Origin of the sequence: Holdemanella sp. MSK.7.32 (assembly GCF_024460475.1) — a bacterium.
In the GTDB taxonomy this organism is placed as follows: domain Bacteria; phylum Bacillota_I; class Bacilli_A; order Erysipelotrichales; family Erysipelotrichaceae; genus Holdemanella.
On sequence record NZ_JANFYN010000002.1, the window covers coordinates 1 to 14,951 of the forward strand.

The 14,951-nt window shown below is 34.0% G+C and carries 15 protein-coding genes; 9 read left to right on the forward strand and 6 right to left on the reverse strand.

Features of this window, described 5'->3' with window-relative positions; all coding sequences use genetic code 11:
- The first annotated feature begins 356 nt into the window (after positions 1–356).
- The 7 genes from NE544_RS00635 to NE544_RS00665 are packed head-to-tail and all read left to right on the forward strand — an operon-like array spanning position 357 to position 6,209.
- On the forward strand, positions 357–1,040 hold the full coding sequence (locus tag NE544_RS00635; protein ID WP_227992372.1) for a F0F1 ATP synthase subunit A: 684 nt from the start codon (positions 357–359) through the stop codon (positions 1,038–1,040).
- An 18-nt stretch (positions 1,041–1,058) separates the two neighbouring features.
- Positions 1,059–1,280: an ATP synthase F0 subunit C gene (gene atpE, locus NE544_RS00640; protein ID WP_040466409.1), complete on the forward strand. Its 222-nt coding sequence runs from the start codon at positions 1,059–1,061 to the stop codon at positions 1,278–1,280.
- Positions 1,281–1,292: 12 nt separating this feature from the next.
- Entirely contained in the window at positions 1,293–1,757 is a 465-nt protein-coding gene (locus NE544_RS00645; RefSeq protein ID WP_118114459.1) for an ATP synthase F0 subunit B, read from the forward strand.
- Complete coding sequence (atpA, locus tag NE544_RS00650; protein ID WP_256267991.1) at positions 1,758–3,500, forward strand: F0F1 ATP synthase subunit alpha; 1,743 nt, start codon at positions 1,758–1,760, stop codon at positions 3,498–3,500.
- Positions 3,500–4,420 (forward strand): ATP synthase F1 subunit gamma, encoded by a 921-nt coding sequence (gene atpG, locus NE544_RS00655; RefSeq protein ID WP_256267992.1) that lies wholly within the window; start codon positions 3,500–3,502, stop codon positions 4,418–4,420. The genes atpA and atpG overlap by 1 nt, the downstream gene beginning before the upstream one ends.
- Positions 4,405–5,796 (forward strand): F0F1 ATP synthase subunit beta, encoded by a 1,392-nt coding sequence (gene atpD, locus NE544_RS00660; RefSeq protein WP_370866033.1) that lies wholly within the window; start codon positions 4,405–4,407, stop codon positions 5,794–5,796. The genes atpG and atpD overlap by 16 nt, the downstream gene beginning before the upstream one ends.
- 2 nt (positions 5,797–5,798) lie before the next feature.
- A complete protein-coding gene (locus NE544_RS00665) occupies positions 5,799–6,209 on the forward strand; it encodes a F0F1 ATP synthase subunit epsilon (RefSeq protein ID WP_117925749.1) in 411 nt (136 codons plus the stop codon).
- 249 nt (positions 6,210–6,458) lie between these two features.
- Here the strand turns inward: NE544_RS00665 and NE544_RS00670 are convergent, their stop codons facing one another.
- The 3 genes from NE544_RS00670 to NE544_RS00680 form a co-directional block, all read right to left on the reverse strand.
- The gene (locus tag NE544_RS00670; RefSeq protein ID WP_256267993.1) at positions 6,459–8,735 is read right to left on the reverse strand and encodes an ABC transporter permease; all 2,277 of its coding nucleotides are present in this window, start codon (positions 8,733–8,735) and stop codon (positions 6,459–6,461) included.
- On the reverse strand, positions 8,735–9,433 hold the full coding sequence (locus NE544_RS00675) for an ABC transporter ATP-binding protein (protein WP_118114453.1): 699 nt from the start codon (positions 9,431–9,433) through the stop codon (positions 8,735–8,737). The genes NE544_RS00670 and NE544_RS00675 overlap by 1 nt, the downstream gene beginning before the upstream one ends.
- Positions 9,434–9,828: 395 nt before the next feature.
- Positions 9,829–10,266 (reverse strand): NAD(P)-dependent oxidoreductase, encoded by a 438-nt coding sequence (locus NE544_RS00680; protein WP_256267994.1) that lies wholly within the window; start codon positions 10,264–10,266, stop codon positions 9,829–9,831.
- On the opposite strand from NE544_RS00680, the gene NE544_RS00685 reads away from it, so the two are divergent.
- Both NE544_RS00685 and NE544_RS00690 read left to right on the forward strand, forming a co-directional pair.
- Positions 10,202–10,693, forward strand: a complete 492-nt coding sequence (locus NE544_RS00685; RefSeq protein WP_256267995.1) for an SOS response-associated peptidase family protein — start codon at positions 10,202–10,204, stop codon at positions 10,691–10,693. The genes NE544_RS00680 and NE544_RS00685 overlap by 65 nt on opposite strands.
- A 10-nt stretch (positions 10,694–10,703) precedes the next feature.
- The gene (locus tag NE544_RS00690) at positions 10,704–11,945 is read left to right on the forward strand and encodes an alpha-L-fucosidase (protein ID WP_256267996.1); all 1,242 of its coding nucleotides are present in this window, start codon (positions 10,704–10,706) and stop codon (positions 11,943–11,945) included.
- Here NE544_RS00690 and NE544_RS00695 read toward each other — a convergent pair.
- The 3 genes from NE544_RS00695 to NE544_RS00705 are packed head-to-tail and all read right to left on the reverse strand — an operon-like array spanning position 11,942 to position 14,926.
- Positions 11,942–12,862 (reverse strand): glycosyltransferase family 2 protein, encoded by a 921-nt coding sequence (locus tag NE544_RS00695; RefSeq protein ID WP_256267997.1) that lies wholly within the window; start codon positions 12,860–12,862, stop codon positions 11,942–11,944. The two genes, NE544_RS00690 and NE544_RS00695, sit on opposite strands and share 4 nt — an antisense overlap.
- Positions 12,849–13,250, reverse strand: a complete 402-nt coding sequence (locus NE544_RS00700) for a GtrA family protein (RefSeq protein ID WP_118114448.1) — start codon at positions 13,248–13,250, stop codon at positions 12,849–12,851. Before NE544_RS00700 ends, NE544_RS00695 begins: the two co-directional genes overlap by 14 nt.
- Entirely contained in the window at positions 13,226–14,926 is a 1,701-nt protein-coding gene (locus tag NE544_RS00705) for a YfhO family protein (protein WP_256267998.1), read from the reverse strand. The genes NE544_RS00700 and NE544_RS00705 overlap by 25 nt, the downstream gene beginning before the upstream one ends.
- Between the last annotated feature and the right edge of the window lie 25 nt (positions 14,927–14,951).

Here is a 14,951-nt window from a genome sequence, read left to right on the forward strand (position 1 = left end):
AAAATATACAAAAAAAGACAATTTCATTTCGAAAATTGCCTATATACAATAAAAAACCTATGTCCTTACGAAAAGGTATAGGCTTTTGTCAACAATCTGAGAGGAAGATCGAATCTTCCTTTTTTTTGATTTAAACGTAAAACAAAGTCAATTATGTTATTCAGACATATATACCATATGTACACAACATATAAAAACATTATCATACAAAACAGATAACGTTTACATTGATAAAAAGACTTGAATTTCAAAATCATGAGAACTAAAATACGAGCGTATAGAAAAACGAATTTTGTCTTAATTCGTAAATTCACGGATTATCTCCATCGTTTTTTATTGTTTTGAAAGGAGGAGCTATGGAAGAGTTCACAAAAGAACTACTCGACCAGTTAAACGTTGACACCGCGTTTACTATCGGTCCCTTTGCGATTAGTGAATCTGTTGTCATCACATGGGTTGTCATGGCTATACTTGTTTTACTTTCTGCTTGGTTAACACGAGGACTCAAAGTTCATAATCCAGGCAAGAAACAAATTGTAGCGGAAAGTATTGTCATATGGCTAGATAAATTCACAATCTCCATGCTTGGTGAAAATGCCAAAGAATACAGTACCTACATTTCAACCATCCTATTATATATAGGTCTTGCGAATATCATTGGTATCTTTGGTATGAAACCCCCGACCAAAGATATGAATGTCACTATCGCACTAGCACTTATGAGCATTGTATTGATTGAAATCAGTGGAATACGAGCTAAAGGCATGAAAGGCTGGATCAAAAGCTTTACTCAACCCGTCGCCGTTGTTACACCCATCAATATTCTTGAAGTGTTTACACGTCCTTTATCACTGTGTATGCGTCTATTTGGTAATGTCATTGGTGCCTTCGTCATTATGGAAATGATCAAAATGGTCGTTCCTGTCTTTATACCTACTGTATTTAGCTTGTACTTTGATTTCTTTGATGGATTCATTCAAGCTTATGTATTCGTCTTTTTAACATCACTATTTATCGCAGAAGCGACAGAAACAGAATAAAATTAGGAGGAAATAAAAATGAGTTTAACAGCAATCGGAGTTGGAATGGCAGCACTTGCCGTTATTGGTGGAGGATTAGGTATTGGTTTTGCGACAAGCAGTGCCGTAAAAGCCATCGCCCAGCAGCCAGAAGCTCACGGGAAAATTCGTAGTACTTTATTAATTGGTGCCGCATTAGCCGAAGCAACAGCCATCTACGGATTTGTATTAGGTATTTTAATCATCTTAATGGTGAAATAGGTGGGATAATCTATGTTAAGAATTGATTCCAATATTCTTTGGACAATCATCAATCTACTTATTTTATATGCACTGATGAAACATTTTCTATTTCAACCAGTACATGACATTCTTGAAAAGAGAAAACAAGAAATAGAATCTGATTTTGCCTTGGCAAATCAAAAGAAACAAGAAGCTCTTGAATCAAAAAATAAAGCAGATCAACAGCTTGAAAATATGCAAACAATTTGTGATGGCATGCTAGCGGATGCAAAAGAAAAAGCCAGCCTTGAATACGAACAAATTATTGCGGATGCAAACAAGAAATCCGATGAAATGATTGAACAAGCACGCACCAAAACGATTGAAGCTGCCAATGAGGAAAAGGCAAAAGCTAAATCTGAAATTGCGGATTTGATCAATAAAGCGGCTGATAAAATCACAAATACAAAGAGCGATGAAAAACTATATGATGATTTTTTAAAGGAAATGAAATAAATGAACAACGAAAATTTAAACGCAAACTTACGCTGTGTAACAAGGCCTAGTGCAGCGCAAGAAGAAAAAATAAAGACATTCCTTAAAAATAAATACCAGGCCGAAAATATCACACTAACTATCTCTATTGATCCAAGTGTACGTGGAGGCTTTATTCTAAGCGCAAACAACGATGAATACGATTGGTCTACGCGTTCTCGCCAACAACAGCTTCAAGAACAAATTCAGGCGGCTCGAGATAAAGCTATTCAAATGAAAAAAGATGGAACACTTATGTCCATTTTAAAAGAGGCTATCGAACAATTTGAAGCCACTTCCCAAGAAAATGAAGTTGGCTATGTCGAAACAATTGGAGATGGTATCGCAACCATTTCGGGACTAGATCATGCGATGTATGGAGAAGTTGTTGTTTTTGAGAATGGTACAAAAGGAATGGTACTCGATATCACAACCGAAAACATCGGTGTTATTCTATTTGATACAGAAGGTACTATTGGTCAAGGTACAAAGGTTTCTCGAACAAAAAAACAAGCAGGTATGCCAGTCAGCTCTAATTTTCTAGGACGTGTCGTGGATCCACTTGGAAATCCAATTGATGGACTTGGTCCTATTGAAGCCGCTGAAATGCGTCCTATCGAAGAACCCGCCCCAAGCATTATTGACCGTAAACCTGTCACAACTCCTATGGAAACCGGTATTCTATCCATCGATTCTATGTTCCCTATTGGAAGAGGACAGCGTGAATTAATCATTGGGGATCGTCAAACGGGTAAAACTTCCATCGCATTAGATACTATACTAAATCAAAAAGGAAAAGACTGTATTTGTATTTATGTCTCTATTGCCCAAAAGGCAAGTACAGTGGCTAACCTAGTCAATACATTAAAGAAAAATGATGCGATGGGATATACCGTTATTGTAAACTCTACAGCTGCCGATTCAGCCAGTCTACAATATATTGCCCCTTATTCTGCGACTTCTCTAGCTGAATACTTTATGCATCAAGGCAAAGACGTACTTATTGTCTACGATGATTTAAGCAAGCATGCTGTTGCCTATCGTACGATCTCCTTATTACTAGGAAGATCTCCAGGACGTGAAGCCTATCCAGGTGATGTATTCTATTTACATTCTAGACTACTAGAACGTTCTTCTAGATTAAATTCAGGAGGATCCATCACAGCTCTTCCAATCATCGAAACCCAAGATGGAGATGTAAGTGCATATATTCCAACCAACGTTATTTCAATTACAGATGGACAAATCTTCTTGGAAAGTGATTTATTCTTTGAAGGACAAAGACCTGCTGTTAATGTTGGATTATCTGTTAGTCGTGTCGGTGGTGCCGCTCAAACTAAAGCCATGAAGAAAGCATCTGGATCTTTACGTATCAATTTAGCTCAATACCGTGAAATGAAGGAGTTTACACAATTTGCCTCCGATTTAGATGATGCGACAAAACGACAACTTCAACACGGACAAGTACTTATGGAGCTTTTGAAACAACCTTTAAACCACCCTATGTCACATGCAGACATGGTTATTATTCTAGTAGTTGCAGACGCAGGAATTCTAGATGATTTGAATTCAAAACAAGTCAAAAAAGAAGAAACAAAATTATTAGATTGGTTTAATGAAAATCACAGTGAAATCAGTCGTGAGATCAACACAACTAAAAAAATGGATGACAATTTAAAGACAAGAATCATTACATTAGCCAAACAATATAGAGGACAAGAATAATGTCACAAATCCGAGAAATCAAAGATCGAATGAATGGTATTCAATCGACTATGAAGATCACAAAAGCCATGTATATGATTTCTTCAACCAAAATGAATACGGCCAAACAAAAATCCGCAAATACCGATCCTTATTTTTACTCATTACGAAAACAAATTTTGACAATTCTTCAAAATCTTCCTGATCACTTTGAACATCCTTACTTAGATAGTCGAGAATATATTGACGAGAAGCATCAAAATAAGGCCATCATATGTGTTACTGGAGATAAAGGGTTGGCCGGTGCCTACAACCTTAATGTTTTAAAGCTAACTGAACAAATCATTAAGGCTCATCCAAACTATAAGCTCTATATGATTGGAGAAGTTGGAAGACAATACTTTTTAAGACGACACATTCCGGTTGAAGAAAGTTTTCTATATACAGCGCAAAATCCAACTTTGAGTCGTGCAAGATCCATTTCGAGTAAAATGCTTGAACTGTATGCTGAAAAAACAATCGATGAAGTATTAATTATCTATACACGTATGGATCAACACAATCAATTTACGGTCGATGTTGAACAGTTACTTCCTTTGTATCGTTTAAATCAGGAAGTTGAAGTTGGTGGACAAACCATTCACTCCATTCAGTTGGAGCCAAGCCCTGCTGAATTATTAAACATTGTCATCCCTGATTATTTATCTGGGTTTATTTATAGTGCCCTTGTTGAATCTTATGCATCCGAAAACTTTGCGCGTATGCAGGCAATGGATTCAGCAAATAAAAACGGTGAAGAATTATTAAACAGTTTATCTTTACAATACAATCGTCAAAGACAAGCAAAAATCACACAAGAAATAACAGAGGTTGCAGCTGGTGCCAAAGCTAGAAGGCAACAGCTACAAAAGAAGAAAAGGAGTCAATCCACATGCAAATAGGAAAAATCACACAAGTTATGGGTCCTGTTGTAGACGTACATTTTGATGAAACGCCACTTCCATATATTCAAACCGCTTTGCAGGTTGATAACCACGGCAAAAAAGTTGTAATGGAAGTTATGCAGCACATTGGAACCGATACAGTTCGTTGTATCATGTTATCGCCTAGTGAAGGCTTACAAAAAGATATGCCTGTCTTATCTACAGGAATGGGCATTGAAATTCCAGTTGGAACACAAAATTTAGGTCGTTTGTTTAATGTTTTGGGAGATACAATCGATGGAAAAGAAGCGATTGATACAGATACATATTGGCCTATTCACAGAAAACCACCAAAATTTGAAGATCAATCTCCTGTTACAGAAGTTCTTGAAACAGGAATCAAAGTTATTGACTTATTAGCACCATATGCCAAGGGTGGAAAGATTGGATTATTTGGAGGTGCCGGCGTTGGAAAAACCGTACTGATCCAAGAATTGATTCGAAATATTGCCAGTGAGCATGGAGGCTATTCCATCTTTACAGGTGTTGGAGAAAGAAGTCGTGAAGGAAACGATTTATATACTGAAATGAGTGAATCCGGTGTAATCAAGAACACTGCACTTGTCTTTGGACAAATGAACGAAAGTCCAGGAGCCAGAATGCGTGTTGCCGAAACCGGACTGACTATGGCCGAATATTTCCGTGATGTTGAACATAAAGATGTATTATTATTTATCGACAACATCTTCCGTTTTGTACAAGCTGGATCAGAAGTTTCTTCTTTACTTGGACGTATGCCATCTGCCGTTGGATATCAACCTACTTTAGCTAATGAAATGGGACAACTTCAAGAACGTATTTCTTCCACAAAAAATGGATCTGTTACTAGTGTACAAGCTGTATACGTTCCTGCAGATGATTTAACTGACCCTGCTCCTGCAACAACATTCGAACATTTGGATGCGACAACCGTCTTATCTCGTAAAGTTGTTGAACAAGGTATTTATCCTGCTGTAGATCCACTTGAATCAAGTTCAAGAATTCTTCAACCCGATATTGTAGGTGAAGAACACTATGAAACAGCTCAACGTGTTTTACAATACCTTCAAAAATATAAAGAACTACAAGATATTATTGCCATTCTAGGAATGGATGAACTAAGTGATGAAGATAAAACCGTTGTAGCTAGAGCCCGTCGTTTACGTAACTTTATGGCTCAACCATTCCATGTAGCTGAACAATTTACTTCAATTCCAGGAAAATATGTTCCTCTACAAGATACAATCAAAGGCTTTAAAGCAATCTTAGATGGAGAAATGGACGAATATCCTGAAAGTGCTTTTTTCAATGTAGGAACCATTGAAGAAGTCAAAGAAAAAGCGAAAGAAGTATAATTATGGAACTTTTTGATTTAAAAATCATGGCCAGTGATCACGTGTTTTATAATGGTAAAGCACAAGTATTAACAATACATACGCCAAATGGAAGTAAACAATTTCTTGCACATCATGCCAAAGCCATCTATGCGATAACGCCTGGACTTTTAAAAATTCGAAAAGAAGATAATTCTGAAATTGAAGTTGTTAGTGGATTAGGATCCATGATCTTTTCAAACAACCAAGCCGAAGTTTTAGTTGATACATGTGAAACACAAGAAGAACTAGACGCAAGAAGAGCCAAAGAATCTTTAGAACGTGCTAAAGAAAGAATGAGACAAAAACAATCCATTCGTGAATATTATATGTCACAAGCCAGTATGGCAAGAGCCTTAGCTCGTTTACAATTTAAAGATAAACACATTAATTAATAAACACATAAAAAAGCCTATACCTTTCATGAAGATATAGGCTTTTTTCCTTTATATAAAGATCTTTTACATTTTTTCTAGTCTCAATTTAGTAAAATCATACACTTTTTCCGGCCTAAACTATAAATTGAAAATTCAATCAAGAAAAGAGATTTCTAGCTTAAAAGCTCTTTTTACATACAACATTTTATTTTTAATTTATACTTTATTTAAAGTAAATATTATAAACAACTGTCGAATAAATTCGAATTATTCATTGGCTTTTAAGCTTGAAACCATATCAATTGTTTTAATTTTTCTTGCCAACAACTTATTCATTACATACGAAACTAAAACGGTTCCTATGATTGCGTACACATAAGAAATCCATTCTACAACGGCTGGAAAATCATATGTCTCATTTAAAGCATTTGTATAAATATACGACAACATATAATAGCCTAGTGGCAAACCAATCACCATTCCCACCAACATGATCCATGTGTTTTGTTTGATAAAGATTTCTTTGATTTGTTTATCCTTAAAACCTAACACCTTTAAAGTCGCAAACTGATATTGTTTTTCAGTAAATGATAACACGCCCAAGTTATATAAGATGACACAGCCTAATAAGGCCGCAAATACAATTAATAAAACCATCATCGACTTCATCGCTTCAAGCATACTCTCTACACCTTCTTGAATCGATTCAATACTGCTAACTTTAGAAACACCATCTATTTTTTTAGCCTTTTCATTTGTATAAATAGAATCTGGACGATATGTATATCCTAACTTTTCAAAATATTTCTTTGACATTGTGAATTGTTGTGTTTGAGGATCACGATTCAAGCTAATAACCTTACTTGTATGCCAAGAAGAATCTCCAGTCAAATGCCAAGTAACTTTGTCCCCTACTTGAATCCCATACTTTTCAGCTAGTTTTTCTGTTAAATAGATTCCATTTGATTGAACAGACATAACTTTTTCATCATGATCTGTGATATTCAATTTATCTTTTCCATCCAATACAAGCATCGATCTTGTTTCGGTTTTTCCCTTATTTTTAAATTCAATCGCAACACTTTTACTTGTGGCTGCTCCATACAAGTGAGTTAAATGATCATATTGTTCTTTTGTATAATCACTATTTAAACTAATTTTATATTGATATGTATTGATTATTTTATATTCCCAATCCATATAAGATTCAATCGTATCCCACAAACCAAACGAACATACAAGTAACATTGTACATCCAATAATTCCAACACATGCTGCAATACTTCTTCCTTTATTGCGAGCTATATCTCGAATATTCCATCTTGTCGATAATTTACATTTATTAAATTTTACAGACCAATCCAAACTATTCTTTTTTACCTTTGGCACTTCTAGACGCAAAGCCTCACTTGCCGTTTCCTTTAAAATCTTTCTTGAAGAAAGGTACGTTACTAAAGAAATCAAAGCTACAACCAAAACTGCTGTTTGAATCACAACCGGCAACAATACAGTATGTATATTTGGCATTTCAAAATAACTAGCTTCCATATCAATAAAGAATTGACCAATTGTTAGATATCCAACCACAACACCTAATACAGCCGCAATCAAGCTAATCATAAAACCAAACCCAATATAATGGATATAGATTTTTCGATTTTTAAATCCAAGTGCTTTTAAAGTACCAATCTGCACTCTTTGTTGGCGAACAAAACGATTCATTGTACTCATTACACTTAAAATTGCAATCATTAAAAACAATCCCGTAAATACAGGTGCATAAGTTTGACCTTCTTCTACTTCCGCTTGGTAACCTGCATATGAAAAAGAATTGTCACGATCTGTTACAGATAAAAAATTAAAATCCTTTTGAATCTCTTTTTTTACTGATGACACATTATTTTTCTTATCCACATCTACATAAGCCTTATTATATGTAACATCCACATGCATTGCGTCTTGAAAAGTTTGAGCGGACATATATACAAAGCCATAGTTTTGATGTGTTGGAAATATTTCTGTAGAATCTTTCACAAAATAAACATGATCCGGTGTGTTTACTAACCCCTTAACTTTTAGCTTCAAAGTCTGTCCAGAAACATCCAACTTTAAAGTATCTCCCACATGAATATTTAAATGATTCGCCAAATAACTATCAAACCATAATCCCTTTTTATTCGATGCATACTTTTCCCCCTCAACAATATGCATTTTAGAAATTGTATTCTCTTCCAAAACATTTGTTTCTAAAGTCACATCTTTGTATCCCTTTAATTTTGAATTTAAAACCAATGCTCGATTTACATCACTTATATGATCCATAGACTTTAATTTCTCTAAATCCGAATCTGCAACATTCGTATTTGTAATCCATAGATCCTGTAAATTATATTCTTTATAATACTCTTTAGCACTTTCATCCATACCATCCATATAGCCATGGATACCACTAAATGCCAACATTCCAATAAACACCATCAGAAAAATTGTAAAGAATTGTCCCTTATAATGCCAAAGATCACGATATAGTTTTCTTCTCAACATTACCAGTTCACCTCATCTATGTTCTTTGGTTGTTTATTCACAACATTCTCAATAATTTTTCCATTCTTTAAACGAATTACACGATCCGCCACATCTGCAATCAACGCATTGTGCGTTACAATCACAACTGTATTGTCTTTTGTACATTCGCGTAATAACTTTAAAATCTCTACTCCCGTATTTGAATCTAAAGCCCCAGTAGGTTCATCGCAAAGAAGAAGTTTTGGATTTTTCGCAATGGCACGTGCAATCGATACACGCTGCTGCTCCCCTCCACTTAATTGATTCGGAAATTTGTTTTCTTGTCCACCTAAACCAACTTTATTCAATATTTCAATGGAATCCTTTGCGTTTTTTACTACATCATGAATCAAATCCACATTTTCCTTCACCGTCAGTGTCGGCAAAATATTATAAAACTGAAAAATAAACCCAATATTTTCAGCACGATAATCCGTTAATTCTTTTTCACTATACCCACTAATATCGAGCCCATCCATATATACTTTTCCATCAGTCACATGATCCATTCCACCCATAATATTTAAAAGTGTCGACTTACCCGCTCCACTTGGGCCTAAAATCACAACCATTTCATGTTGATCAATCGAAAAAGAAACATCATCCAATGCATAAAATGCTTTTTCTCCTACTTCATACTTTTTTGATACCCCATTAAATTCTATACATTTCTTCATAATCATTCTCCTGTTAGTTATATCTAACTTTATGGTTAGTATACTCTAACTTAAAGCGTTCCTCAAGAATAAATTACGCCAATAGCGATTAAAAAGTTTTTTAATCTTTTCTTTCATGCTAAGATAAGGATACAAAAAAGAACATACAAATATGTAAGTTCTGGAGAATTTTGCAGTAAAAACTACCTACAAACTTTGTGAGAGTTGGCGTAGGTAGTTTTTATATTGTTTATTCATTTCTTTTTGATTAATTCAATAAGAAGCTAAATTACAGTGCCAATGTGAAATAGACATTAAATATACACATACAACATTATATTTTTCACATTCACTTTATATAAAGCATAAATCTATGTTTGCTGTCGAAGAAAAAAAGAACAAGATTTCTCTTGTCCTTAATTTAATTGATATCTACATTCTTGATTATTGACTAAATTCTTTAGACTTTCCAATGAACAATGCACCATATCATAAGATACTTGATCTGTATAGAAGGCTGCATGCGGTGTTACGATCACATTAGGATAAGCCTTTAATATCAATAAGTCTCGATTCTTAATAACATTATAATTATGGTCAATGTGGATAACTTCCTGTTCATTTTCAAAAGAATCAATGCCTGCTCCACCAATAATGCCATTTTCAAGACCTTCAATCAATGCATTGGTATCAATAATTTCACCACGTGATGTATTGATCATTAATACACCCTTTTTTATCTGTTTTTCACAAGTTCTTACAACCTCTTTCTTATGATATACTTCTAGTATGTGTACAAGCTTTCGATATACACCTAAAGTAGCCAAAGCCTTTGGTTTAGAAGAAAAAGACATTCATCCAAGTGACAAATGTCTTGTACTTACTCGAAACCAAAAGAAAATGGTGCCATTTGGGTATAAAACCAACAATTTAATTTTAAATGCTAGACAAGAAACGCTCTTAGAAAAGCCTTTATTTAAAGATTCCATGCATTGTATTGTGCCTGCTGGAAGTTTCTACGAGTGGGATTTAGGTAAAAATAAAGTGGAATTTTATTGCGATCACATTCTCTATTTTGCAGGAATTCTTATTGATGATCACCTTGTCATTGTTACCACGGATGCCAATGCATATGTAAAACCTGTGCATTATCGAATGCCAGTCATACTTGAAAAAGAAGATATAGATCCTTGGTTAAAAGATATTTCTAGAACCCAGGAAATCTTATCCAAACCAGGCATTGCACTTCAAAGAAAGCAGCTACAAGAACCACTTTTCTAAAGGAGATCTTATGAATATTACAGAGTTTCAAAAATCTAGATTCGGACTTTTTATCCATTGGGGAATCTATTCCATTCCAGCACGAGGTGAATGGGTCAGAAGCAACGAAGAAATGAAAGAAGAAGATTATATTCCTTTTGCGAATGAATTTGACCCAGATCTATTTGATCCACACCAATGGGCTAAATTGGCCAAAAAAGCCGGTATGAAATATGCCGTAATGACTGCCAAACACCACGATGGATATTGTATGTTTGATACAAAGACTACAGATTGGAAGGCAAATCATGATTATGTCAGAGAATTTTTAGATGCGTTTAGAGAAGAAGGATTAAAAGTCGGTCTATATTATTCCCTACTTGATTGGCATCATCCGGACTATCCTCACTATAAAGATCGACATCATCCAGAAAGAAACAATGTAAAATATGATAAACCGATTTGTTTTTCAAACTATTTGAATTATATGCATACTCAAATCAAGGAATTACTTACAAACTATGGAAAGTTGGATATCATGTGGTTTGACTTTTCTTATGACAATATGACAAAAGATGTATGGGATGCCCACAAAATCGTAACAATGGCAAGAACTTACCAGCCAGACATGATCATCGACAATCGTCTAGAAGGAGATGGTGTACATCCTGGAACCATTATGGATGCACATCCTAGTTTTACAGCCGGTGATTTTACTTCACCTGAACAAATGATTCCTCCTCAAGGTTTACCTGTGCCTTGGGAAGCTTGCATCACTATGAATGAACATTGGGGATATTGCGCTAAGGACACGAATTATAAATCTGCTAAGCTAATCATCCGTACTCTAGTTGAATGTGTATCCAAGGGAGGAAATATGATTTTAAATGTGGGACCGGATGCTAGAGGACAATTTCCTAAAGAATCTATCCAAGTATTGAATGAAATCAGGGAATGGATGAAATTAAATGAAGCTTCTATTTATGGATGCACAAAATGTGAATTAGATAAACCCGAATGGGGAAGATACACACAAAAGGGAAATAAAATTTATGCGCATATTTTAGATGAGAGTATTTTTGATATACCTATTAAAATTCGAAAAGAAAAAATCCAAGGCATAAGAAGATTGTCTGATCATTCTCAAATCAAAATTCAAACGCCTTGGAACGCAGAAAGTTTTCCTGACTATACATTTATCCATATTGATTCCAATTCACACCATTGTCCAGATCCAATTGACACAGTGATTGAAATCACATTAAGAGACTAGCTTAAATTCTTGCTGGTTTCTTTTACTATATAGATCGGTCTTTGTTTACTTTCCATATAATCTTTTGTCGTATATTGACCTAAAATGGCCACAAATAACATTTGAAGTCCACTCAAGAACAGGATCAAACATACTAAATGAAACATGGATGTGACATGTACTAATAGTCCAAATATAGCCATTATAATCGATGAAATCATAATAACGGTCCCTATATTTCCAATCCATACAATCGGTGCTATAGAAAAGGAAAACATACCTTCCATCGCATATGCGAATAGTTTAGAGAAATTCCATTTAGAATTACCTGCTGCTCGTTGTACATTATGGAATTCAATCCATTTTGTATCAAATCCTACAAAAGAAAATAATCCTTTCATATAACGATTGTATTCTTTTAATTCTAGAATCGCATCCACCATTTGTCTTGACATCATACGAAAATCACCACAACCATCGCTCATATCCATTTTGCACATCTTCTGCATCACTTTATAAAAGGTATGCGATAAAAAGTTACGAATCTTACCTTCACCCGTACGGTCCACTCTTTTTCCTGCACAACAAGCATAGCCTTCTTCACTAACCGCCTTATACATTTCTTTTAATAAGACAGGAGGATGCTGCAAATCGGCATCCATGATCACAACATAATCGCCACTTGATTTCTTTAATCCGGCAAACATGGCAGCTTCTTTACCGAAGTTTCTAGAAAAAGAAACAAATTCACAACGATCATCCTTTAAGCTTAATGCTCTTAATATATCTTTTGTATGATCCTTGGATCCATCGTCCACAAACAACAATTCATAGGTGATTCCTTCTATTTCATTCAATACTTCACTTGTCTTTTTATAAAACATAGAAAGAACTTCTTCTTCGTTAAAACAAGGAACGACAACGCTAATTTTGTTCATACAACATTTCCTCCTTCTTAGAAAATATATGGGATTTACATAAGAAATAATTGGCCAAAACAGTAATCACACTGACTAAAATCTTAGATAATAAATTTGAAATATGTAAGCCATCAATACAAATAGCCAATAGTAGGTTTTCAACAAGTAATGTCATAAATCGAAGTCCAAAAAACTCAATACACTCTTTTTTCATATCATTACTTGAATGAAATACAACTTTACGGTTTGAAAAATACGCAAAAATAACGGCTACCATCCAAGCTAAACTATTACTAATTAGCCAATGGATTCCTATTTTTAAACTTATAAAATAAACCATATAATTCACAAGAGTTGTCATAACTCCAACGATTCCATAGCTTATAAATTCTTTGACTTTTTCCATATCCATAATCCTCCTATCATAATTGAAAGAACACTTATACATAGTCCTAGTTTTTTTAATGGCGCATGAAATTGAATCGTAATTGTGTGGCTTCCTTTTTTGATTTTGCATCCCACAAAAGCCTTATTCACAATTTCAACATCCTGTTTTTTTCCATCCATATATATTTCATATCCCTTTTCATAAGGATATGAAGTTACAAGATAGCCATCCTTCTTTACGTTTACCTGTCCTTTAAACACAGCATCTGATCTCATCTCATTTACTTTCGTTACACTTCTTTTAAAAGCACCCATATCACATGTATATACACGAATATTGGATATCTTATATTTTCCTTTGGATAAAGTAACATCAAATTGTTTTAATTCTTTTCTAGAAAGAATATACGTAAAATGTTTATTTCCGTTTGGATATACAGAATGTTTTTTTGACAATGTATTCTTCATTCCGTTTATAGATATAAAAACTTTTTTATTCGTATAATTCTTTATATCAAAATCAATACAGATCAGTTTATTTTTAGCATCAAAATCAATGGGTATTATTTTTTTCGTTTTCTTTTTGTTCTGAATCAAAATCGATTGATCTAAATTCTTTATAAGTTTCATCTTTGAGGCATAATCATTACTTGTTTCACCATTCACAATCGTACGATTATAGATGGTATCCAAATTATATGGATAAAAGAGTTTATCAAACTCAGATTCACTCAACGTATCACTTGTGACATAGACCATTGGAAATACATTTTTATTCTTCAATAATTTATATTTTCCTTTACTATCTACTTCTTTATATCCATATAAATTAGAGTCTTTACTCAATACATTTTGAATCCCCATCATACTCAAATATAAATAATTCTCACTATCCGTTATGATTGTTCGATTGGATTGGGAAATCGGACTTTTTATAATGTCATAAATGAAAGTGTTATATAAAGAATTGCTTGTTGACGTATAACTTGATGCCTTCATTTCTTTTAAATCATATATGTGATTGACACTATAACCCACCTGATCTAAATCGGCTGTTCTTTGTTTCAAATCATTTCTTTGCATCAATTTTTGTTTATCCTTGGAATACATTGAATTATAGAGTTTTAAATCTAAACACTGATTGTAGTTGAATCCTGTAAAGACAATCATAGGTACAAGGGCATACGTCATTAGACATTCTTTTTTATCCATAAAGTAATAGCCAATAAGCACAAGTGAAATTAATAATCCAAGAAGTGTTGTTTTTGTACAAAGAAATAAACTAGCTAAAACAAGTAAACCTTTATTCAACTTTCTTTCTTGTAACCAATAGGAAAGGATCATAAGCACGAGTGGTAAACATAGCACCAATATTTTTGTGCGTGCATATAAAGTTCCATTCAATATATAAGAGAACATTGGAAAAACAAACATTAAAATCAACAGAATCGATAGTTTCCTTGTCTTTTCAAATTGAATTCCTTGAAATAGGGCAATCCAGCTAATCACAGTCAATCCACATCCATAGCTATCATAGACAAGTCCTTTTAAAGTAACGTTTGGGATTAATAAATTGAATAGGTTGGTTTGTACAACAGATTTATGATTGTTTAAAATCAAATATCCGGTTGGCAGCCATAAAATCGTAGCCATACCAATACCAATAAGAATCGGAATCAGAATATCTTTTATCATATGGTTTTGATCATAATCATATAAA